We start from the raw sequence: 22,534 nt of genomic DNA, 5'->3' as shown, positions 1-22,534 counted from the left end.
ATTTTCTATTAATTTTGCATAATACCATTTATTTCATCATAATAATTCTTGACACCCTCGAAAATTGGCATTTTATATTACAAAAGGTCAAATATCGTTACATTTTTTACTGTTATATGATGATTGAACATAGGTGATAGATTATTTCGTTTTATTGATCAGTTACCAAATTAACAATCCTTAGTGGCTCAGCGGAAAGGAACGAATAAGATACTTTAAATAATATATTTATAGAACTAAGAATAAGTAAACAAAAGAGAGACCTTAGATGGTCTCTCTAGAAATTAATTTTCAATCCATGTAAACATGTAGTTTTTATCTTCTACACCGTGAGCTTTCTTAACTATTTTTAATGGTTTGAATGTATCGATCATAACTGCTAGTTCTAACGTTTCTTTCTTTCCGATGCTTGCTTCTGTTGTACCAGGATGTGGACCATGAGGAATACCAGATGGATGTAATGTGATAGACCCTTCTTTAATTCCTTTACGGCTCATGAAGTTTCCTTCTACATAATATAGCAGTTCATCAGAGTTCACGTTACTATGATAGTACGGTGCTGGTATCGCTTCTGGATGATAGTCATATAGACGTGGAACGAACGAACAAACGACAAAATTGTGACCTTCAAACGTTTGGTGAACCGGTGGTGGCTGATGTACTCTTCCTGTAATTGGCTCAAAATCTTCAATGTTGAACACCCACGGATACAAATAACCATCCCACCCTACAACGTCTAATGGATGATGACCTAGGATGTGTGAATGCATATACCCACGAGATTTGGTGATAACTTCGAACTCACCTTTTTCATCATACGTTTCAAGCGTTTCTGGTCCACGGAAGTCTCTTTCACAGAAAGGACTATGTTCTAACATTTGTCCGTACTCGTTACGATATCTTCTTGGAGTGGTAATTTGACTGAACGATTCAATAAATAAGATTTTCGTATCATCGTTCGGAATCACACGATAAATAGTACCGATTGGAATAATAACATAATCTCCAGGGCGATACGTAATCGTACCAAACATTGTCTCTACTTTTCCTGTTCCGAAGTGAATGTATAATACTTCATCTCCATCACCGTTTCGATAATAGCTTTCCATTGGCTCCGTAACGTAGACCGTACCAATTAATAAATCACTGTTACCTAGTAAATACTCCCTTGCTTTTAGGGCATCTCCTTTTGTTTCAATCGCTGTTGTTAAAAGATGACGATGATTTAATGGAGCCTCCGCTTGTTCTTCGTATTCTGGTAGATAGCTTCCTAGTACAGTAGACTTTACTACCTCTGTTGGTAAATAGTGATGATAAAGGATAGATTGTGTACCGGAGAAACCTTTTGTCCCCATTACTTGCTCTCTAAATAAACTTCCATCTTCTTTTTTAAACATCGTATGGCGTTTATGTGGAATTTTTCCTAATTGACGATAAAACATAGGTTCACCTCTTATACTTGTATTGTATTTTTCAACGTACCTAATTCAGTAATCTCTAACTCTACAACATCTCCAGGTTGTAGCCATCTATGAACATCTGTTCCAATTTCAAGAATACAACCAGTTCCAACTGTTCCAGATCCAATAATTTCGCCAGGATATAAAGTGACTCCATCAGAAGCTCGCTCAATCATTTCCGCAAAAGAATAATATATATCTTTAAAGTTTCCTTCTGAAAGTAACTTTCCATTCACCTTTGCAGTCATCGTTAAATCTAAGCCTTTACCAGATTGATAAGTTGCTAGATGCTCTTTCGTCACGATATAAGGACCGAAGCTTGTTGCAAAATCTTTACCCTTCGCAGGACCTAAGCCTACTTTCATTTCTTTTGCTTGAAGGTCTCTAGCACTCCAGTCATTCATAATACAGTAGCCAAAAATGTATTCTTCCGCATTTTCTACTTTAATATTTTTTCCTTCTTTTCCAATCACACATGCAATCTCTAGCTCATAATCTAGCCATTCACAATTTGCAGGACGTTCAATGCTTTCGTTAGGACCTTTAACTGCTAAATGATTCGTAAAATAAAAAACAGGTATCTCGTACCATTCAGGAACTACATCCAATCCTCTTCTGCCTCTCGCTGTTTTAACATGCTTCTCAAAAGCATAAAAGTCACGAATGCTCACGGGTCGCTGAATGGGTGCTAATACTTCTACACTATTTAAATGGTGCATAGACAATTGAGCTGAAGGAGAAAGTAAGCGGTCCACTTCATGTTTATTCTGATCATAGTTTTGAATAAAATCTAATAAATTGTTTGGTAGTTTCCCATTAGAAGATTCGTGCATATCCACGACAAATTCCCCGTCTAGCCAACCAGCAGTAACAAAACCATCTTGTTTTTTAAACGATAATAATTTCATTGAATTAACCCCTAGTTGTTTTTCTAATTAATTCGAACATATCCGTAGTACTTCGAGTATACAGGTTACCTGTCATTCTCCCTACCGGATTAAGTTTTTTTGTATCAATTTTTCCTTCATAATAAATGTCATCATCAATATGAACTATTTCGACTTTACCAATCACTAAGCTACCTGCACCAGGCTTATCACCAAAATGTAACACCTCTTGTAAGGAGCATTCTAATTGAACTTTGCTTTCTTTTACTCGTGGTGGCATGACAACTAAACTCTCTTCTTTTGTGAAGCCTGCTTCCACAAACTCATCAACATGTTGTTCAAAATCGGTTGCGGTGATATTCATTCTTTCGACGATATCTTCACTTACAATGTTTATAACAAATTGCTTTGTTTCTTCTATATTAATTAGTGTATCTTTTTTCGATCCGTCCGAACCTCTTCTCATAGGTGAAAAACATACAAGCAAAGGATCTGCACAAATAGCAGTAAAAAAACTAAAAGGAGCAATATTCGTTATTCCTTCTTGGTCAATAGAGGAAACTAATGCGATAGGACGAGGTAATATCGATCCGACGATTAGTTTGTATGCGTCTTGCCATTCTAATGTGCTAGGATTAACATTCATTGTTATACCTCTCCTTTCTCACTTAGCTGTTTGAACACATTCATAAAGAATGCATTATCTTCTTTTGAGCTAATGGTTACCCTAATAGTATATGGAAACCCAAGTAAGGTACCTGCTCTAACAATAATACCGTGCTTTAACAAAGCTTCCGCAGCTAAGTCCCCACGTTGTTTCGTATGAATCATGACAAAGTTTGCTTCGGAAGGAAAGTAACTGTAGCCAAGAGCGGTTAATTCTCTTTCGAAAAATTGTTTGCCATCGAAATTCTTCTGAACACATTGTTTCATATATTCTTGGTCTTCAAGTGCTAAAATGGCTGCCGATTGTGCAAGTTTATTAACATTGAAAACTTCTTTTACTTTTGTTAATTCTGTCGCAATAATAGGATTCATAATTCCATATCCTACTCTTAATGCAGCAATTCCATATATTTTAGAAAAAGTACGTAAAATAACGAGATTAGAATACTTATTCAATAATGGACGTGATTGTAAGTAAGAGTTACTTGTTGCATATTCATAATATGCTTCATCTAACACTATTAAAATATCGTCTGGAACTTGGGACAGAAAGGAAAGAAGATTTTCTTTTTCTACAATAGTTCCTGTCGGATTATTCGGGTTACACACAAAAATCATTTTTGTATTTTCGCCAATAGCAGAAAGCATACCATTTAAGTCGTGTACACCATCAACTAACGGAACAATAACAGGCTTACCACCCTCAATTAATACATTTGTTTTATAGCGTGGGAACGTAATGTCCGCCATGATTGCTTCTTCGTTTTGATTTAGATAGGCACGAATTAATAGGCGAATGATTTCATCTGACCCATTTCCGATAAATAATTCATTAGGTTGAACAGATAAATAGTTCGCAAGCTTTGTTGTAAGTTCAGTTGCACTTCCATCTGGATATGCATATAAGCTATCTAATTGCTCTACTAACTTCTCTTTTATTAACGGAGAACATCCAAATATATTTTCATTTTCAGCAAGTTTATAAGCTTTTTCAAAGCCATATTGCTTTTGAACATCTGCAAGGCTTTTGTTTAATGGGTATGCTTGAATTGTGTTTAAAATCTCTCTTGTTTTTACTTTGACAGTCATCTTAGTCCCCCAAATAATTGAAAAATTTCTTAAAAAAGAGAGGACTATTGGCCTCTCTTTTCTAAAAAGCTTATAGATTACCTCGTAATTCTTGCTCGCGTTCAATAGATTCAAATAGTGCTTTGAAGTTTCCTTCTCCGAACCCTCTTGCACCTTTACGTTGGATAATCTCAATGAACAATGTAGGACGATCTACAACAGGCTTAGTGAAAATTTGTAACAGATATCCTTCGTCATCACGGTCTACTAAAATGCTTAACTCTTTTAATTTAGCAATCTCTTCATCGATTTCTCCAACACGCTCAGATAACATGTCATAGTACGAATCTGGAGTGTTTAAAAACTCAATACCATTCTCTTTTAACATACCAACTGTATGAACGATGTCTTCTGTTAAAATAGCAAGATGTTGTACGCCTGGACCATTGTAGAAATCTAAGTATTCTTGAATTTGTGATTTGCGTTTGCCTTCTGCTGGCTCATTGATTGGGAACTTAATTCTTCCACCGTTATGCATTACTTTAGACATTAATGCTGAGTATTCTGTTGTAATGTCTTTATCAGAGAAGTGTTTTAACTCTTTAAAGCCCATTACCTTCTCATAATATTCAACCCATTCTTCCATCTGTTCAACGTTACCAACTACATGGTCAATTCCGATAATTCCTGTTTCTTGGCAAGGAACAGTATTTGTATATGCTTTGAATCCAGGTAAGAAAGGACCTGAGTAGTTAGATCTCTCAATTAATGTGTGAATAGTGTCACCATATGTACCGATAACCGCTTTTTTTACAGTTCCGAACTCATCAGAAAGTTCAACTGGTGGCGCAATAGCAATAGCTCCACGGTCAACTGCAGTGTTGTAAGCCTTTTCAACATCAGTTACTAAAAGAGCGATATCTTTTACGCCATCTCCATGTTTTTTTACAAACTCTGCTACTCTAGTATCTTCTTTATAAGATCCAGTGATTACTAGGCGTACATTTTGTTGTTGAAGAACATAGGAAACTGATTCTCTGTTTCCAGTTTCAAGTCCTGAGTAAGCAACTGGTTTAAAGCCGAAAGTTGTTGTGAAGAAGTGGCTAGTTTGTTTTGCGTTACCAGCGTAGATTTCTAAATAGTCTACATCGTTTACTGGGAAAAAGTCTTCTACTTCGTTTAAAGTTGTTACAGCTTGTTGTTCTGTCATTATAATTCCTCCTTGAAATAAAAATTATAGTACTAACTGTTGATGATAGCCCGAGGTACTCGCTTTCCGCGGGCGGTGAAAAGGAAGGTTATTTTCACTACCGTGAAAAACCCTGCTTCTCGGCGCACGGCGCCTGTGGGGTCTCCCGTGTTCCGCTTTTCCCGCAGAAGTCTCGCACCTCGTGCTATCATCAACTTTTATTGGTAAATATCTTATCAACAATAACATTTAACACTCCACTCTTACGGAAAATAATTATCGAAAAAATACAACTTTTCTGAATTAACTATAGTATTTTTTTAAGGTTTTAATCAAGAGTGTCGTTTAAAGCGTAAATGCTTTGACGCGACAAAGAGATTATTAGGTGGTTCAAGCGTTTACCTTTTCTCTTTGTTTGCTTGGTGGTTTATGAATAGCCATTCCAGTTAAGTCTTCTATACTTTCTAACATACTTTCGTTAAAGCTTGGATGTGGATATAGAGGGAAAGCGAGATCCTCTTCTCTTCCTACCATTTCTAAAGAAAGAACGCCAGCTGAAATAAGTTCTACTGAACCAGTGCCGATCATATGAACTCCGAGTAACAGGTCCGTGTCTTCTTCACTTACTATCTTTACAAAACCTTCTTTTTGGTTTGTAATGGTTGCATAGCCATTACTAGCAAGTGGAAATTGGCTAGTTTTTACGTTGTATCCTTTGTTTATCGCTTCTTCTTCCGTAAAGCCAACAGTAGCAATAGGTGGTACGCTGTGTACGACATTTGGAAGAAACGTTAAGTCTACTTCTGATGATTTTCCTGCGATTGTTTCAGCTGCCACTTTTCCTTGTTTAATAGCTTTTACCGCAAGTGCCTCTCCTTTTGTTACATCTCCAATGGCATAAATATCATTTACATTTGTTTGACATTGTTTATTTGTCTCAATGTAAAGACCATTCTCATCTAAAAGGATTCCAGCTCTTTCGATACCTAGATCATCAAGGTTTGGCTTTGCAACTGTCGAAACATAAAGGTGAGAACAAAAAAGTTCTTCTCCCTTTCCGTTTGTATTAAATACAATGTGTGTGGAGCTACTACCTGGTTGCGCTTCGATAATAGTTGTAGATGGATATACTTTCACTTTATTTTTCTTTAGCAGTCTAGTTAACTCTCTGTTAATGGACGAATCAAAGGAAAAATCTGACTTTCCTTCCTCCATCAGAAGCACAACTTTTGAGCCGAAAGAAGAGAACGTGAAAGCAATTTCCAATGCCGTACGATCACTACCATAAACAATTAACTCTGTTGGTATTTCTTCTAGCAAGTAAATGTCAGTTCCAACAACTATTCTATTGGAAGTTAGTAAGTTTTCAATTTTAGGCAGTCTTTTGCTTCCTGTTGCAATGATCGCTTGTTCAAATTTGTACGTATCATATTGATGGCCATTTTCTACCCCAATTTTATTGGAGGCAAGAAACATGGCATCGCCTTTTATAATTTCAACACTATTTGATTTACACAATGCTTCAATGCCTTTTCTTAGTTGATTCATTGTTTGTTGTTTATGTTGTTGTAACCCTAGGATATTAAAACTAGGTTCAGGAATATCGATGCCTAAATTTTTTAATGACGGGATACTTTTAAGTTGTCCTGCTGCATGTGTAAACACTTTAGAAGGAATACACCCTTCGTTTAAACATACTCCTCCTAAAAGGTTTTTCTCGATGATGGTTACTTGTTTTCCTAATTGAGCGGCTCTAATAGCAGCATGATACCCACCGGGACCGCCACCAATAATAACTACTTCTCTTTCTTGTGTAAGTTCACCAACTACCATTTATACCAACTCCAGCATTAGTAGATTAGGCTTCTCTATTAAACTACTAAGTTTATTTGTGAACGCAACGGCAGTGGCACCATCTGCAACTCTATGATCAAAAGACATAGAGATATTCATCATAGAACGGACGACTATTTCATCTTGGTCGTTTACAATTGGTCTCTTCTTTGTTTTATGAAAAGCAACTAGCCCAACTTCTGGGGGGTTAATAATAGGTGTCGCTCCTATACTGCCCCCAAGAGGACCGACATTACTAATGGTAAACGTACTGCCTGTCATTTCTTTTATCGTTAGTTTGTTTTGTTGGGCTTTAGCTGTTAACTCTTTTAACTCTTCATGTATTTGAGTTAATGACTTCTTCTCAACATTTTTAATAACAGGAACAATCAATCCATCTTCTGTATCAGTAGCAATACCTATATGGTGTTCATCGTGTAAGTGGATTAATTCTTCTTTTTCTATCAATGTAGCATTAAAAATAGGATATTCTTTTAAAGCAACCGAAATAGCTTTAATAAAATAAGCTGTCGCGGACACGTTCATATTCACTTGTTTCCAGTCTGTACGCATAGAAAGAAGGTTTGTTACATCAATCTCTTCGTAATGTGTACAGTGTGGGATGGAATATAATGACTGTGCCATTTTTTGTCCTATTTGTTTGCGACGGCCTCGATATGGAATAACATTAGGCTTTATATTTTTTTCTTCCAAACTTGCTGGAGGTTGAGGGGCTTCTATTGGTGCCGTTGCTTCCGTTTGAATTTGGATATCTGGGTTCTTTATTTTTTCATAAGCTGCTTTTACATCTGATTCTGTTATTCTACCGGCAGGGCCTGAACCTGTAATTTCATTTAAATCGACACCAAGTTCTCTTGCGATTTTTCTCGTAAATGGTGCAGCCATTGTACGCTTTTCAGACTTTTCGATATGTAACACTTTATTTTGCATCTTGGTTTCTGAAAGTGCGCTGCTCCCTTCTAGTTTCGCCGGTTGCTTAGATGTAGCTTCTATTGTTAATAGAATACTGCCAACTGGTACGCATTCTCCAGTTTGTACTTTTAATTCTTTCACGGTACCTGCTGTAGGTGCAGGAATTTCGGCAACCATTTTATCTGTTTGTACTTCTACTAAAGGCTGATCAGGTTTAACTTCGTCTCCTGGCTTTACAAAGAAAGATAAAATGTCAGCTTGCGTCATTCCTTCACCAATATCATGAAGAATAACTTCAACCATATAAAATCACCTCCAGAATCTAAAAATTAATCACTTTTTCAATTGCTTTTATAACACGTTCTTTAGTTGGTAAATAATAATCTTCAAAGCCGAAATATGGTACTGGAATATCAAAACCAGCTACAAGTTCTGCCGGTGCTTTTTGATATAAAAAGGACGTTTCGTTAATAGTAGAAAGTATGTCGTTTGCGACACTTGTTGTTGGATGTGCTTCTTGCACGATGACAGTTCTACCAGTTTTTTGAACCGATTCTGCAATGATTTCGGAGTCAATTGGATATAAACTACGTAAATCAATCACATCACAAGATACGCCATGTTTCTTCATTTCTTTAGCTGCTTGCATAGCGACCGATACCATAGCTCCCCAAGCAATAACTGTTACATCGTCCCCTTCAACTAACTTCTTCCCTTTTCCTATTTCTACAACGTATTTTCCTTCTGGTACTTCTTCTCTAACTGAGCGATAGCAACGCATTGGCTCAAGGAATAATACAGGATCTGGATCTTCGATTGCAGCAATAAGTAAACCTTTAGCATCATAAGGGTTGGATGGACAAACTACTTTTATGCCAGGCATATGAGTAAACAGTGCTTCCGTACTATCAGAATGAATTTCTGGTGCTCTTACACCTGCGCCATATGGAGCGCGGATAACCATTGGAGATGAATAATGTCCCATTGTTCTAGCTCGCAGGCGAGATGCATGTGTCATTATTTGCTCGTAAGCAGGGTATATGAACCCTAAAAATTGAATTTCTACTACAGGTCGAAAACCATTTGCTGCCATACCAATTGCAGCACCTAAAAAACCTGCCTCACTTAGTGGTGTATCCATTACTTTTTCTTCCCCGTGCTTCGCTTGAAGTCCATCTGTAGCACGGAAAACACCGCCGTTTACACCAATATCTTCACCCATTAACAATACAGATTCATTCTCCGTAAGCATAACATCTAAACCGTCTGTAATGGCTTGGACCATCGTTAATGTTTTCGTCTTAGTTACAGTTTGCATTAGTTCCCACCTCGCAATACTTGAAGCAATTCATTCTTTTGCTTTTCAATTCCCGGTGTTAGTTTTTCGAAAGTATAGTTAAACATGTCAGCTGGGTCTGCCTTAGGATAAGATTCCATATCAACAATTGCTTGATCGATTTCTTCGGAAGCTTCGTTTTCAAAATGTTTCTTTTCTTCTTCATCAAACCAATTCATGTTTTTCAAAAATCTTTCCAGGCGCAGTATTGGATCTTTCTCCATTCGTCTTTGATCGCTCTCAGATTGATCACGATATTTTGTTGGATCATCTGCTGTTGTATGAGCGCCATATCTCCACGTTACAGCTTCGATTAAAGTTGGGCCGTTTCCACTTCTTGCATTTTCTAATGCTTCGAGCGTATGAAAATAAACAGCAAACACATCGTTTCCATCAAGGCGCATCCCATCAATATCGTATGCCAATGCTTTTTGGGCGATTGTTTTTGTTTTCATTTGCTTTTCTATTGGGACAGAAATTGCGAATTTATTATTTTGATTGAAAAATATTACAGGTGCATTTAGGACAGATGCCATGTTTAAACCTTCGTGGAAGTCTCCTTCTGAAGTAGCACCATCCCCGAAGTATGCGATTGCTGCATTAGTAGTTCCTTTTCTTTTCTCAGCGTATGCAGCACCTACTGCATGCGGCAATTGTGTCGCAATTGGGATACCTGGTGGAAAAACGTTTTTCCCTTCTGGTGGAACACAACCTTCGTTTCTACCATTCCAGAAAAGTAAAATATTTAATAAGGAATGACCAAATGTCATCGTTGCACCGTGGTCACGATAAGACGGGAACATCCAATCGCCACTATGTAGTGCAAGTGCACTTCCAACTTGGGAAGCTTCTTGTCCTTCGTATGGAGCATACGTTCCAATTCGTCCTTGGCGTTGTAAGCTGATCGCTTTTTTATCAAAAGTGCGAATTCTTATTAAGTGTTTATAGAAATGAAGAGCTAATTCTTTTGTGATCTTTTCTTTATAGGCTTCATTAACGATATTGCCGTTTTCATCGACTATTTGTTTGATTGGGAAAGTGTTTTCCACTAATGAACACTCCTTTATACACGTACTGACCATTTAGGTCGTTTAGAATGAGAGAAGAAACTATTTCTTCTACTTCTTGCTTCCATTCTTTGTTCACAGAACGTATTAGCTGCCTCAACTGTTGTTGTACCGCTTCTTTCCGCTTCCAAGTAAACGTTTTGTAATGTTTGATAAATTGCTTTTGTTTTTCTTAATACACGTTCCTTGTTTGGCTCATATAACTCATCGGCTACTTGTATTAGTCCACCAGCATTTACAATATAATCAGGTGCATAAAGAATACCTTTTTGTTGTAGCATTTTCCCATGGTTTAAATGTAAAAGTTGATTGTTTGCAGACCCTACTACGGACTTAACTTTTAGTTGATCGATTGTTTGGTCGTTTATGATTCCGCCTAATGCACACGGTATAAAAACGTCTGCATTTGTAGAGTAAATTTCATTCCCACTTAAAACTTTAATACCTGCTCCCAGCTTTTTTGCTTTTAGAACAAGCGTATCAATTGCTTCTTGGTTAATATCACTAACATATAGGTCAGCACCTGCATGTAGTAACTGTTCTGCAACCTTGGCACCAACTTTTCCTAAACCTTGGATTGCATATGCTTTACCATGAAGGTCTTCAGAGCCCCATAAAGCTAGATTCGTAGCTTGAATACCGTAAATAACACCTTGAGCAGTTGGAACAGATGAATCGCCACTTCCACCATATACTTCATCAACTCCAACGATACAGTTTGTTTCTTTTAAAGAATGAACAAAGTCTTCTGGAGTCGTCCCCATATCTGTTCCTGTATAAAATCTACCATTCAATGAATCTACAAATTGTCCGAATGCACGGAAGAGTTCTGGACTTTTATCTTTTTGGGGATCTCCGATAATTACCGCTTTACCCCCACCAAAGTCTACATCTGCAGCAGCACATTTATAAGTCATTCCTTTAGAGAGGCGTAGAACATCTTCTAGTGCAGCATCAACAGAACTGTATGGTTGCATACGGCAGCCGCCTAATGCTGGGCCAAGTGTTGTGTTATGTATGGCTATAATGGCTTTTAAACCAGTTGCTTCATCGTTACAGAAAACTACTTGTTGATGTTCCGCGATTTTCGTAAACATATCCATTTGATTCCCCCCTAATTCATGAGAAAGCGTTTCCATTTGTTTCATCATTATCACCCTTGTTATCTATTTTTTATTGCTATTAACCGTGAATTAGTTTCTTTATTTTTTCTTTTGGTAAAATAACTTGCTTAACTTCTCCAGAACCTACTAGTTTTGTACCATCAAATATTTCGACAGTAGTTATAACAATATTCCGATTTTTTTCTACAAGTGTAGCCGTTATTTTTAATGTGGATCCAATTTTGGAGGGGGCAATATGTTTCACATTTACTTCTGCTCCCATTCCCTCTTCTTGTTCTTCTAAGAAAGGGAGAATTATTTTTCTAGAGGCCCATTCCATATGGTATACCATCATAACGGTTGAATAGACAGGATGCACAACTACCCCTTCGAATTGTGCTACCATTGATTCGGTTACGTTTACTGTGAGTGTTTCTTTGTATCCTTCTGTTAAACCATCTTTCAAGGTATCACCTACTAAGCAATTTATATGACGCTTATTTAACGTAATGATAACATTTCGTAAAATAACCCGTCAATAAATTGTAACAATTTTATAAATAATCTACCTATTCGGTTATTTACAAAATAATTATGTGAACTTTGTATTCGGTACTAATAGTTGATATTCGCTGTAGGTGTTCGCTTTCCGCGGGTGGTCTCGGAAGCCTCCTCGGCGCGCGGCGCCTATGGGGTCTCCCTTGACGCACTTTTCCCGCAGGAGTCTCACACCTACAGCGAATATCAACTAATTTATGGAATAGATTAATTTTTTCTTTCTTAATATGTTTGATAATCTGCTAAATTTCCTTAAACAAGGCTGTGTTAAAGCTTAGTGTTGATATTTATGTACTTACCTGTTTATTTCCGTGCAAGGCTGAGACTCCTGCGGGAGGAGCTAGCCGCTTGACCTAGACATGCCCGCGGAAAGCAAAGCCTTGCACGGAAATCAACAGCAACCTTTAACATAGCCTTAAACAAAAAAGGTAATTTAGAAATTTTTTCTAAATTACCTTTAAGTATTATGATAATAATGCTCGGTCGCTTGCTAGTTGGGTGCCTCGGATGCGTTGGAATTCTGCTAGGAGACGTTCGATTGTTAATGTTTTCTTTTCTTCTTCATCTACTTGCAATATGATTTGTCCTTTGTCCATCATGATGAGACGATTTCCTAAATCTAGTGCTTGTTGCATGTTGTGAGTAACCATTAAAGTTGTTAATTGGTATTTATCAACAATTTCTTTTGTTAAGTTTGTTATTAATTCTGCTCGTGCGGGATCAAGAGCTGCCGTATGCTCGTCAAGCAATAAAATGGCAGGTTCAGTAAATGTAGCCATTAATAATGATAATGCTTGTCTCTCCCCACCAGATAAAAGGCCAACTTTAGCAGTGAGACGGTTTTCCAAACCTAAATGCAGTGATTCTAGTACTTCTTTAAAAAACTCACGTCTTTGCTTTGATACACCGAACCTTAATGAACGTGTTTTATTGCGAGAATAAGCCATAGCTAAATTTTCCTCAATTGTCATTGTCGGTGCCGTACCTGCCATAGGATCTTGGAAGACACGTCCGATAAGCTTTGCACGTTTATGTTCAGCTGTAAAAGTAACGTTCTTATCCGCAATTACAACGGAGCCTGTATCGGGTGTTAAAGCACCGGATATCATGTTCATTAGTGTGGACTTTCCAGCACCGTTACTCCCAATAATGGTGACAAAATCACCTTTGTTTAGTGTTAAATTAACGTGGTCCAATGCTATTTTTTCATCTAATGTACCTTCATTAAATACTTTATTAATCTGTGTTAAATGTAACATTTTCCTCCTCCTTTCTTTTCGGAGGTAAAGCTTTTAACTGTAACATTTTTTGTTTCTTGCGTTTTCTATCCTTATAGCCATCTATTAATTTAGGGGTTACAAGCGCAAATATTACGATCATAGCTGTAATAAGTTTCATATCCCCTGTTTCTAAAAATTCAACTCTTAATGCAAAAGTTACAACGATACGGTAAATAATTGCCCCACCGATAACGGCAAGTGTCGTACGCGCGATTGTTTTTGTTCCAAACAATGCTTCACCGATAATAACGGAAGCTAACCCGATTATAATCATCCCGATACCCATTCCGACATCGGCAAATCCACTATATTGTGCAATTAGTGCACCAGAGAAAGCAACCATTGCATTAGAAATACCAAGACCTAATATAACTAGTCCATTCGTATTAGCGGAGAAACTACGAATCATTCGTTTGTTGTCCCCAGTTGCTCTAACAGCAAGACCAATTTCTGTTTTTAAGAACAAGTCTAAAATAATTTTTATAGCTAACGTGACAATGAGCATTAAGAAAATGATAGACCATGTTCTAGGTGTAAAAGCGCCTAAGCCAACTGAGGTTAATAAGTTGTTTAAGAACGGATCAATTCCTGTACTTGCCCAAAAACTTCTAATATGGGTAAATAATGTGTCACTATTAAGTAAAGGTACATTGGACCTACCCATAATTCTTAGATTGATAGAATATAAGGCAATCATCATTAAGATACCAGATAATAGCGCATTTATTTTTCCATATGTATGTAATGCACCTGTAATACAACCGGCTAAAAAGCCTATAAACATTGCTACGATTGTAGCATATAAAGGGTTGACACCGTTTACAATCATGGTTGCAGCAACCGCCGCACCTGTTACGAAACTACCATCTACAGTTAAGTCTGGAAAATCAAGGACCCTAAAGGATAAGTACACCCCTAGGGCCATGATTGCGTAGATGATTCCAGCTTCTAAAGATCCAAATATAGCAACTGACATGTAGAATCATCTCCTTTTTTAGTGATTAGTGATCGGTTAGCTGTTAGCTATTAGGTGATTAGCTAACAGCTGTTGGTTTGGCTAATTATTTTTACTCACCATCATAAAAGTCTGCGATGTCACTCCAAGAATCTTTAATTTCAACACCTTGCGCTTTTGCAGCTATTTTATTAATAACTAAAGTGAAACTTTCAGGGTATGCTGCAGGAATGTCAGCAGCTGTTTTTTCACCTTTTAAAATTTTTACTGCCATTAAGCCTGTTTGATAACCAAGGTCAAAATAGCTAAAACCACTAGCAGCAACTGCGCCTTGTTTCATAGAATCAAGTTCCCCAGCAAATAAAGGGATTTTTTCGTCATTAGCTACTGATACAACCGTTTGGAAAGCAGAAACAACCGTGTTATCAGTAGGAACATAAATCGCGTCTACTCTTCCGATTAAGGATTCTGTAGCTTGTTTAACTTCAGCCGAAGTAGAAACAGATGCAGTAACGATTTGGGCTCCATTAGCTTTTGCAACTTTTTCCACTTGTTCTACTTGAACAACAGAGTTTTGTTCCCCAGCATTATAAACAACACCGATACGCTTAATATTTAGTTCTTTTATCATAAATTCAATTGTGTTAGAAATAGATTCTGGGTGATTATCTGAAGTACCTGTAATGTTTGGACCTGGCTTATCAAAAGACTCGATTAACTCAGCACCAACAGGGTCTGTTACTGATGTAAAAACAACTGGGATCTCCGGAGCTTGTCTTGTAGCTTGAAGAGCTGTTTGGGCACTTGGAGTCGAGTTGGCAAAAATCAAGTTTACATTATCAGCCACAAAGTTGTTTGCGATGCTTATACTGTTACTTTGTTCACCTTGAGCAATTTGCACGTCATATGTAACGTTTTCGCCTTCTTTAAAGCCGTTGTCTTCTAGTGCTTTTTTGAATCCATCAAATGCTGCATCTAAAGACGGATGTTCTACGATTTGTGTAACACCGATTGTTACTTTTTCTTTGTTATCTGCACCAGATGGTGAAGTACCACATCCAGCCATTAACATCATGGCAGCAGATAAACCTCCAATTAATTTGACTAGATTTTTTCTCATGCTTATCCCCCTTATTCTTTTGTTCCAAATTGCCTTAAGGCTTTGGAATTATATATTTTACTAGTAGTAGATATATGTAGCATAACTACTAGTTAATACCTTTGGAAAATACTACTAATTGTTACGAAAAAAAGACGATAACCTGTTTAAACGTTATATTAACACTGTATAAATATTATCGTCAATATTTTCTAAAAATTATTTATAATCGGATTATTCTATTAATATTCTACAAAAATATTAACATTCCTCTAAAAAAATAAAAACATGCATGCGCATGTTTTTATAGTAGTTTCGTTGCTCTATTTAATTGTTTACTTGCATCACTTATTATCTGTTCGAATAGTTGTTGCACGGTAGGTATGTTTTTGATTAATGCTGAGACTTGACCACCGTTAATAAAACCATTATCGAGGTCCCCTTTTATTGCTCCTAATATATGTTGGTCTTCCGTTGTTAAATTATTAAAATCATCTAAACTAATTCCCGTTTGTTCTTTTTGTAATAAGGTTTCTGAGTAGGGTGCTTTTAGAACCCTTCTTACTCTACCAACAGATCTTCCTACAATAACAGTAGCAGTATCATTTGCTTCTACTAATTTATCTTTATAAGCTTGGTGAAAAGGAGCCTCTTGTGTTGCTATTAATCTAGTCCCAATTTGAGCACCTGAAGCTCCTAGTGAAAGTACTGCTGCTAATCCTCTACCGTCTCCGATTCCACCTGCAGCGACAACTGGTATTTTTACTGCATCTACAATTTGTGGAATTAATGTTAATGTAGTGATTTCAAGACTTGAATTAATACCTGCCGCTTCATAACCTTCAGCCACTATAATATCTGCTCCTGCTTCTTCTGCTTTTTGTGCTTGTCTAGGAGACGCAACGACACAAATTATTTTTATACCATAGTGTTTTAATTTTGGGATAATAGGTACTGGATTTCCTGCAGAAAGAGAAACAACCGGCACTTTATGCTTAATGACTAATTGCAATACTTCTTTCACATAAGGTGTCACCGTTAGTGCTACATTTATGGCGAACGGTGCTTTCGTTTTATCTTTTGTTTCCAAAATGATTTTTTCTACTTCTTCTGGTGGCATTGTGCCTGCACCGATCGTTCCAAGCCCACCAGCCTCACTTACTGCAGCTGTTAATGGCGCATTACTAATGTTGCCCATCGCCCCTTGTATGATTGGGTATTTAATATGTAATATTTCGATTAATTTGTTCATCTATTATTTCACCCCTCGTAAAAATAATGTTATACTATTTTTAATATTTTAACAATGGAAAGGGAGTTCTTTTATGTTATATAGTTTTCACGATAAAAAACCAAACGTTCACGAAAGTGTTTTTGTTGCACCTGGTGCTCATCTTATCGGAGATGTACATGTTGGTGAAGAGTCTACTGTGTGGTTTAATGCTGTTTTGCGCGGAGACGAAGGGACTATTAAGATTGGTAAAAGATGCAGTGTTCAAGATAATGTAACAGCACATTTATACGAAGGATTTCCTTTATTAGTTGGAGATGAAGTGACAATTGGCCATAATGCCATTTTACATGGTTGTACAATAGAAAACAGATGTATTATAGGTATGGGCTCAACTATTCTTGACGGTGCGGTTATTGGAGAAGAAAGTATTATTGGCGCTAATACACTTATCCCTTCCGGTAAAAAAATTCCTCCACGATCATTAGTTGTTGGTTCTCCAGGGAAAGTAATTAGAGAAATTACGGATAAAGATATAGAACTTATTCAATTATCGATTGATACATATGTTCAAAAAGGAAAAGAGTATAAAGAAGCGCTAAAATAAGGGCATAGCTCTTGTTTTAGCGCTTTATTCATTCTAATATATATGGATGCGTCATAACATCGTACTTTTTATCTTTATTGCTTAGCTCATTACCTTCTTGGAACACTTGTTCAAAGAAACGAGATGCAGGTTCAGCTAATTCTTTATAGTAATCACTAAATAACGAAGCTGCGTGAGCACCTAACCACTGATTTGGTAATAACTCTTCTGGCAAGCCAGGATCAACGAACAAAAACTTTCGATACTCATGAACCAGTTTCGTTCTTTCTACAAAGCATTCTGCATCTGACATGTTACCTTTTTGAATTTTACTTTTTGTAATGATATAAAGTTGGCTATATTCTTGAATAAATGTTTGGTATTTCGCATTAATATCTTCTAAATCCCAACTTTTTTCTACTAAACGGATGTTCTCTTCAGGCCCTTTATATTCTGCTTCAAAAAAGTCTACATAATTAGAAATATTATATTTTTGTATTAGCGTATTCACTTGATTTTCTAATGCGTTAGGAGAAATCCAACAGCTGTTAGATAGAGTGCCAAATCCACTCCAAATGAGTTCTTTTCTTAACTCATCTCTTACTGTTCTAATTTCTTCTGGAATGGAATACATTAAGATCCGCCATTTATTATCCCATTCATCATTTTTCAGTTTGAAGATACGTTTAGCCGCTTCTTCCATACGAGCGACTCCTCGCTCTGTTAAGTAATAGTAGCTCTTATTCCCTTTTTTCTCTGCTTGTACCCAACCTTGTTTATTCATTCTAGAAATAGCGGCACGTACAGCTTGATCGTTGTGTCCAAACTCATTTAATAGGCGGATTAAACTACCTACCCATATTTTGTTTCCGTAATGACGTATATAATCACCATATATCGTAAAAATCATTGATCTTGTATTCATATTCTTTACATCCTTTGTTACAGCTAGATTTATAGAATGGACCATACAATAATATATCACACTTTTCTGCTTTAGTAACAGAAGGTGTGATATATTCTATTTGTTTTAAGTCTGATGTTACTCTTCGATACAATTTTCAACGATGGTAGCGATACCTTGTCCTACGCCAATACACATTGTAGCAAGACCGTATTTAATGTTACGTTTGTTCATTTCATGTACTAATGTCGTTAGTATTCTAGCACCACTTGCTCCAAGCGGATGGCCAAATGCGATGGCTCCGCCGTTTACATTTACTTTTGCTTCATCTAATTCAAGTTGTTTGATACACTCAAGAGATTGTGAAGCAAATGCTTCATTCAATTCCACTAATCCAATATCTTCAGCAGTTAGGTTAGCTCTATTTAATGCTTTTTGTGAAGCGAAAATTGGACCAATTCCCATAATAGATGGTTCAAGTCCAGCAGTTGCAGATGATACATATTTCGCTAAAGGCTTTAATCCAAGTTCCCTACACTTTTCTGCGCTCATTAATAGTAATGCAGATGCCCCATCGTTTACACCAGATGCATTTCCAGCCGTTACCGTTCCACCAGGAAACAATGGCTTTAATGACGAGAGTTTTTCTAATGTGGTAGTTGGTCTAGGGTGTTCATCTACTTCTACAATTATTTCGTTACCTTTTCGATCTTTAAAAGTTACAGGTACGATTTCTTCTTTAAATCGATCCATTTCCATCGCAGCTTTTGCTTTTTGTTGGCTGTTAAAAGCAAACTCGTCTTGTGCTTCTCTAGTAATGTCAAAGCGTTTTGCTACATTTTCCGCTGTCTCTGGCATACTATCCGTTCCGTACATATCTTTTAGTAACTGATTTGTAAAACGCCAACCGATTGTTGTATCAAACATCTCCATGTTTCCACGAGGGTAATCGCTTTCTGGTTTTGCCATAACAAATGGAGCACGAGTCATGCTCTCTGTTCCACCAGCTATAAAAATATCTCCTTCGCCAACCATAATCGCTCGTGCTGCGTAGTTTACGGCATCAAGACCAGAACCACATAATCTATTGATAGTCGTTCCACCTACTTCTACAGGTAAACCTGCAAGTAAGGCTGACATTCTAGCCACATTACGGTTGTCTTCACCCGCTTGATTGGCATTTCCAAAAACTACTTCTTCAATATCTAGTGGATTCACTTTGTCGTTTCTTTCTAATAAGCCTTTAATGACTACAGCACCTAAATCATCTGGTCTTATAGTTTTTAATGCTCCTTTATACCTGCCAATTGGAGTTCTTACTGCGTCAACAATGACAACTTCTCTCATTTTTAGTGCTCCTTTCTAGTAAGCTATTAAGTTCTATCTGAATAATCGTAAACACCTTTACCGGACTTTCTTCCAAGTCTTCCTGCTTTTACATACTTTTCTAGTAATGGTGCAGGACGGTATTTTTCCCCTAGCTTCTCGTGTAAATATTTAAGATTGTTTAACCGTGCATCTAAACCAACTAAATCTCCGAGTTCAAATGGTCCCATTGGATAGTTTAAACCAAGTTTTATAGCTTTATCTATTTCTTCTGGTGTTCCTACGCCCTCTTGTAGCATATAAAATGCTTCATTACCGACTAATGCGCTAATACGGCTAGTTACGAAGCCAGGAAATTCGTTTACAACTACTGTTTCTTTGCCCATTTGTTCTGCAACTTCTTTTATTACAGCAGCAGTTTCATCACTCGTTTCTAATCCTCGAACAATTTCTACTAGTTTCATTTTATGAACTGGATTAAAAAAGTGCATAGCAATTACTTTTTCTGGACGTTTTGTAAAACTACCAATCTCTGTTGGACTCATTGTGGAAGTGTTTGTCGCAAAATAGCACGTTTCTTTTGCAAACTGTTCCATTTGTTCAAAAACAGCTTTTTTAATTTCTACTTTTTCAGGGACGGCTTCAATTATTAAGTCAGCGTTTTTGTATGTATCTTCTATATCAATAGAGTAGCTTAATCTTTGGATTGCGGAGTTCACGTTCTCTTCAGAGAGTTTGCCTCTTTCTACTGCCTTTTGAAATACTTTATTGTTTTCTGTTTTAGCGCTGTTTAGTTGTTCTTCATTTATGTCTACTAGTGTTGTTTGGAAGCCGCCAAGAGCACTTACATAGGCGATTCCACGTCCCATTACACCAGAACCGATGACGACGATATTTTGAATCATTTGTTAATCCCCTTTCCATTTGATTTTGTTAAATAACGCTGTTGATTGTAGCGCAAGTCTCCGCTTTCCGCGGGCGGGCCGGGAGCCTCCTCAGCTTCGCCTGTGGGGTCTCCCGCTCCCCTCTTCTCCCGCAGGAGTCTCCAACTTGCACTACAATCAACAGCTAGAGAGTTAATAAGTTTCTATGTTATATAGAAACTTAAAAACAGAATACTTTGTTTTTAAAGGTTTTATTGTTGAATTACAATTTATTTAAAACCTAGAGTGTATTGGAGCGGAAGGCACTCGACTCCTGCGGGAAGTAGAGCGAAGCGTGAGACCCCACAGGCGGAACGCCGAGGAGGCTCACGTCGCTCCCCGCGGAAAGCGAGTGCCTGCAGCGGAAAGGAACGGACAAGGTTTTATTTAAAATATTCATTAGACAACCTAAGAATAGAAATGAGACGAGCACTCAATGGATAGAGTGCTCGTTACTGGTATTGCTTTATTAGATACCGAACGGGTTTAGTGGACGATTTCCAAAGTAGGAAATCACACTCTTCGTTTCTGAATATAGATCAAGTGTTTCGATACATAGTTCTCGACCGAAGCCAGATTGTTTGTAGCCACCAAACGGTGTACCAGGGAATGCAGAGAATGGGCAGTTAACCATTACGATTCCTGCTTGAATCTTCTTCGCAACACGAGTTGCGCGACCATGGTCTTTTGTCCATACAGCTGAACCTAAGCCATATTCACTATCGTTTGCTAGTTTGATTGCTTCCTTCTCATCTTTAAATGGCATCACTACTACTACTGGTCCGAAGATTTCTTCATTTACTACTTTCATGTCATGATTTACGTTTGTAATAATAGTTGGCTCATACCAATATCCATTTTCATGTCCTTCCACCTTAGCGACCTTACCACCTAATGCGATTGTAGCGCCGTCTTCTTTTGCAGATTGAACATAAGAATCGATAGTTTTTAGCTGATCTTCGTTAATAATCGCTCCAATATGTGTTTCTTTTGCGAATGGATCGCCAAGTTGAAGTTTTTTCGCTTTCTCTACAAATTTCTCTAGGAATTCTTCATAGATATCTTCTTGTACATATAGGCGTGATCTTGCTTCACAAGATTGACCAGTGTTATAGAAAATACCGAATAATGAACCGTCTACTGCAGCATCGATGTCAGCATCGTTAAATACTAGATTCGGAGATTTTCCACCAAGCTCTAAAGTTACACGCTTTAATGTTTTGGAAGCTTTTGCCATAATGTCTTTACCGATAGGTGTAGAACCAGTAAACGCTACTTTATCTACTTGAGGATGTTCTACTAGGTAGTTACCAACTTCTGAACCAGAACCAGGAACGATATTTACTACTCCTTCTGGAACCCCAGCTTCGATACAAATTTCCCCTAAAACGATAGCTGTAAGTGGAGTTAATGTAGCAGGTTTTACTACAACCGAACAACCTACAGCAATGGCAGGAGCTATTTTCCAAGCAGCCATCATTAATGGATAATTCCAAGGAATGATTTGTGCACAAACCCCTACAGGCTCTTTTTCTGCAATATTTTGGAATTGACCAGGAACGTTATTTACTGTTCCGCGGTGACCAACGATTGCACCAGCGTAAAATTCAAAGTCTTCAATTGCTTGCATGACTTGACCTTGAGCTGCTGCTAAAGATTTACCAGTATCTAAAATTTCTAATTCTACTAGTTCATTAAAACGAGAGCGCATAATCGCTGCAATTTTATTGATGATTCTTGAACGTTTATTGATCGGGAAAAGCTTCCATTTACCGTTATCAAACGCATGACGTGCTGCTGCTACTGCTTTTTCAGCGTCTTCTTTCGTTGCTTTTGCAACTGTTGCAACTGCTTCGCCTGTTGCTGGGTTATACGTAGTAAAGGTTTCTCCTGTGGAGCTTTCTACGCGTTGACCGTTTATAATTAATTGGTAAGTATCACGTTTCGTTGAAAGTGTTGCGAATTTTTCTTCTTTAACTGTCGACATTCATTTCATCCCCTTTAAGAATTAGGCTACCCTGAAACGTTTATGTAGGGTGCTAAATGTTGATGTTCGCTGCAGTTGCTCGCTTTCCGAGGGCGGTCCGGAAGCCTCCTCGCCGAAAGCCTCTACTGGGTCTTCTATGTCCC

20 protein-coding genes are annotated in these 22,534 nt (G+C 37.4%); 1 reads left to right on the top strand and 19 read right to left on the bottom strand.

What is annotated here, in order from left to right; all coding sequences use genetic code 11:
- Window positions 1-284 precede the first annotated feature (284 nt).
- From CDZ92_RS06525 to CDZ92_RS06455, 15 genes are all read right to left on the bottom strand, one after another.
- Window positions 285-1,442, bottom strand: a complete 1,158-nt coding sequence (locus CDZ92_RS06525) for a homogentisate 1,2-dioxygenase (protein WP_096154443.1) — start codon at window positions 1,440-1,442, stop codon at window positions 285-287.
- An 11-nt stretch (window positions 1,443-1,453) separates the two neighbouring features.
- Window positions 1,454-2,368 carry a fumarylacetoacetate hydrolase family protein gene (locus tag CDZ92_RS06520; protein ID WP_096154442.1) on the bottom strand — a complete coding sequence of 305 codons (915 nt, stop codon included), beginning with the start codon at window positions 2,366-2,368 and terminating at the stop codon, window positions 1,454-1,456.
- Window positions 2,369-2,372: 4 nt separating this feature from the next.
- Window positions 2,373-2,993 carry a flavin reductase family protein gene (locus CDZ92_RS06515; protein ID WP_096154441.1) on the bottom strand — a complete coding sequence of 207 codons (621 nt, stop codon included), beginning with the start codon at window positions 2,991-2,993 and terminating at the stop codon, window positions 2,373-2,375.
- A gap of 2 nt (window positions 2,994-2,995) precedes the next feature.
- Entirely contained in the window at window positions 2,996-4,102 is a 1,107-nt protein-coding gene (gene hisC, locus CDZ92_RS06510; protein ID WP_096154440.1) for a histidinol-phosphate transaminase, read from the bottom strand.
- 70 nt (window positions 4,103-4,172) lie between these two features.
- Window positions 4,173-5,291: a 4-hydroxyphenylpyruvate dioxygenase gene (gene hppD, locus CDZ92_RS06505; RefSeq protein WP_096154439.1), complete on the bottom strand. Its 1,119-nt coding sequence runs from the start codon at window positions 5,289-5,291 to the stop codon at window positions 4,173-4,175.
- A 369-nt stretch (window positions 5,292-5,660) separates the two neighbouring features.
- Entirely contained in the window at window positions 5,661-7,103 is a 1,443-nt protein-coding gene (gene lpdA / locus CDZ92_RS06500) for a dihydrolipoyl dehydrogenase (protein WP_096154438.1), read from the bottom strand.
- A complete protein-coding gene (locus tag CDZ92_RS06495; RefSeq protein ID WP_096154437.1) occupies window positions 7,104-8,339 on the bottom strand; it encodes a dihydrolipoamide acetyltransferase family protein in 1,236 nt (411 codons plus the stop codon). It abuts the gene before it with no gap.
- 19 nt (window positions 8,340-8,358) lie between these two features.
- On the bottom strand, window positions 8,359-9,354 hold the full coding sequence (locus CDZ92_RS06490) for an alpha-ketoacid dehydrogenase subunit beta (RefSeq protein ID WP_096154436.1): 996 nt from the start codon (window positions 9,352-9,354) through the stop codon (window positions 8,359-8,361).
- Complete coding sequence (gene pdhA / locus CDZ92_RS06485) at window positions 9,354-10,421, bottom strand: pyruvate dehydrogenase (acetyl-transferring) E1 component subunit alpha (RefSeq protein WP_096154435.1); 1,068 nt, start codon at window positions 10,419-10,421, stop codon at window positions 9,354-9,356. The genes CDZ92_RS06490 and pdhA overlap by 1 nt, the downstream gene beginning before the upstream one ends.
- A gap of 14 nt (window positions 10,422-10,435) precedes the next feature.
- On the bottom strand, window positions 10,436-11,542 hold the full coding sequence (locus CDZ92_RS06480; protein ID WP_096156936.1) for a Leu/Phe/Val dehydrogenase: 1,107 nt from the start codon (window positions 11,540-11,542) through the stop codon (window positions 10,436-10,438).
- 79 nt (window positions 11,543-11,621) lie between these two features.
- The gene (locus tag CDZ92_RS06475) at window positions 11,622-12,008 is read right to left on the bottom strand and encodes a thioesterase family protein (protein WP_227521494.1); all 387 of its coding nucleotides are present in this window, start codon (window positions 12,006-12,008) and stop codon (window positions 11,622-11,624) included.
- Window positions 12,009-12,564: 556 nt separating this feature from the next.
- On the bottom strand, window positions 12,565-13,359 hold the full coding sequence (locus CDZ92_RS06470) for an ABC transporter ATP-binding protein (RefSeq protein WP_096154434.1): 795 nt from the start codon (window positions 13,357-13,359) through the stop codon (window positions 12,565-12,567).
- The gene (locus CDZ92_RS06465; protein ID WP_096154433.1) at window positions 13,337-14,356 is read right to left on the bottom strand and encodes an ABC transporter permease; all 1,020 of its coding nucleotides are present in this window, start codon (window positions 14,354-14,356) and stop codon (window positions 13,337-13,339) included. Before CDZ92_RS06465 ends, CDZ92_RS06470 begins: the two co-directional genes overlap by 23 nt.
- Before the next feature lie 91 nt (window positions 14,357-14,447).
- A complete protein-coding gene (locus CDZ92_RS06460) occupies window positions 14,448-15,455 on the bottom strand; it encodes an ABC transporter substrate-binding protein (RefSeq protein WP_096154432.1) in 1,008 nt (335 codons plus the stop codon).
- A 283-nt stretch (window positions 15,456-15,738) separates the two neighbouring features.
- Complete coding sequence (locus tag CDZ92_RS06455) at window positions 15,739-16,686, bottom strand: NAD(P)H-dependent flavin oxidoreductase (protein ID WP_096154431.1); 948 nt, start codon at window positions 16,684-16,686, stop codon at window positions 15,739-15,741.
- Between the two features lie 73 nt (window positions 16,687-16,759).
- Between CDZ92_RS06455 and CDZ92_RS06450 the strand changes: the two genes are divergently transcribed.
- A complete protein-coding gene (locus CDZ92_RS06450) occupies window positions 16,760-17,272 on the top strand; it encodes a gamma carbonic anhydrase family protein (RefSeq protein ID WP_096154430.1) in 513 nt (170 codons plus the stop codon).
- Window positions 17,273-17,300: 28 nt separating this feature from the next.
- On the opposite strand, the gene paaX is transcribed toward CDZ92_RS06450, so the two are convergent.
- The 4 genes from paaX to CDZ92_RS06430 form a co-directional block, all read right to left on the bottom strand.
- On the bottom strand, window positions 17,301-18,176 hold the full coding sequence (paaX, locus tag CDZ92_RS06445; RefSeq protein ID WP_096154429.1) for a phenylacetic acid degradation operon negative regulatory protein PaaX: 876 nt from the start codon (window positions 18,174-18,176) through the stop codon (window positions 17,301-17,303).
- Between the two features lie 117 nt (window positions 18,177-18,293).
- Entirely contained in the window at window positions 18,294-19,502 is a 1,209-nt protein-coding gene (locus tag CDZ92_RS06440) for a thiolase family protein (protein WP_096154428.1), read from the bottom strand.
- Between the two features lie 26 nt (window positions 19,503-19,528).
- Entirely contained in the window at window positions 19,529-20,386 is an 858-nt protein-coding gene (locus CDZ92_RS06435) for a 3-hydroxyacyl-CoA dehydrogenase (RefSeq protein ID WP_096154427.1), read from the bottom strand.
- 487 nt (window positions 20,387-20,873) lie between these two features.
- Complete coding sequence (locus CDZ92_RS06430) at window positions 20,874-22,391, bottom strand: aldehyde dehydrogenase family protein (RefSeq protein ID WP_096154426.1); 1,518 nt, start codon at window positions 22,389-22,391, stop codon at window positions 20,874-20,876.
- Window positions 22,392-22,534: the final 143 nt, after the last annotated feature.

This window comes from Bacillus sp. FJAT-45066 (assembly GCF_002335755.1).
Taxonomy (GTDB): Bacteria; Bacillota; Bacilli; order Bacillales; family Bacillaceae_I; genus Bacillus_CD; species Bacillus_CD alkalisoli.
Note: the sequence above shows the minus strand (reverse complement) of the source record. Positions and strands in the feature narration are given on the sequence as shown.

Bases quoted from the DNA above. Each gene is read 5' to 3' on its own strand.
- CDZ92_RS06525 (WP_096154443.1), bottom strand. From the start codon at position 1,442: ATGTTTTATCGTCAATTAGGAAAAATTCCACATAAACGCCATACGATG.
- CDZ92_RS06520 (WP_096154442.1), bottom strand. From the start codon at position 2,368: ATGAAATTATTATCGTTTAAAAAACAAGATGGTTTTGTTACTGCTGGT.
- CDZ92_RS06515 (WP_096154441.1), bottom strand. From the start codon at position 2,993: ATGAATGTTAATCCTAGCACATTAGAATGGCAAGACGCATACAAACTA.
- hisC (WP_096154440.1), bottom strand. From the start codon at position 4,102: ATGACTGTCAAAGTAAAAACAAGAGAGATTTTAAACACAATTCAAGCA.
- hppD (WP_096154439.1), bottom strand. From the start codon at position 5,291: ATGACAGAACAACAAGCTGTAACAACTTTAAACGAAGTAGAAGACTTT.
- lpdA (WP_096154438.1), bottom strand. From the start codon at position 7,103: ATGGTAGTTGGTGAACTTACACAAGAAAGAGAAGTAGTTATTATTGGT.
- CDZ92_RS06495 (WP_096154437.1), bottom strand. From the start codon at position 8,339: ATGGTTGAAGTTATTCTTCATGATATTGGTGAAGGAATGACGCAAGCT.
- CDZ92_RS06490 (WP_096154436.1), bottom strand. From the start codon at position 9,354: ATGCAAACTGTAACTAAGACGAAAACATTAACGATGGTCCAAGCCATT.
- CDZ92_RS06480 (WP_096156936.1), bottom strand. From the start codon at position 11,542: ATGGATATGTTTACGAAAATCGCGGAACATCAACAAGTAGTTTTCTGT.
- CDZ92_RS06470 (WP_096154434.1), bottom strand. From the start codon at position 13,359: ATGTTACATTTAACACAGATTAATAAAGTATTTAATGAAGGTACATTA.
- CDZ92_RS06465 (WP_096154433.1), bottom strand. From the start codon at position 14,356: ATGTCAGTTGCTATATTTGGATCTTTAGAAGCTGGAATCATCTACGCA.
- CDZ92_RS06460 (WP_096154432.1), bottom strand. From the start codon at position 15,455: ATGAGAAAAAATCTAGTCAAATTAATTGGAGGTTTATCTGCTGCCATG.
- CDZ92_RS06455 (WP_096154431.1), bottom strand. From the start codon at position 16,686: ATGAACAAATTAATCGAAATATTACATATTAAATACCCAATCATACAA.
- CDZ92_RS06450 (WP_096154430.1), top strand. From the start codon at position 16,760: ATGTTATATAGTTTTCACGATAAAAAACCAAACGTTCACGAAAGTGTT.
- paaX (WP_096154429.1), bottom strand. From the start codon at position 18,176: ATGAATACAAGATCAATGATTTTTACGATATATGGTGATTATATACGT.
- CDZ92_RS06440 (WP_096154428.1), bottom strand. From the start codon at position 19,502: ATGAGAGAAGTTGTCATTGTTGACGCAGTAAGAACTCCAATTGGCAGG.
- CDZ92_RS06435 (WP_096154427.1), bottom strand. From the start codon at position 20,386: ATGATTCAAAATATCGTCGTCATCGGTTCTGGTGTAATGGGACGTGGA.
- CDZ92_RS06430 (WP_096154426.1), bottom strand. From the start codon at position 22,391: ATGTCGACAGTTAAAGAAGAAAAATTCGCAACACTTTCAACGAAACGT.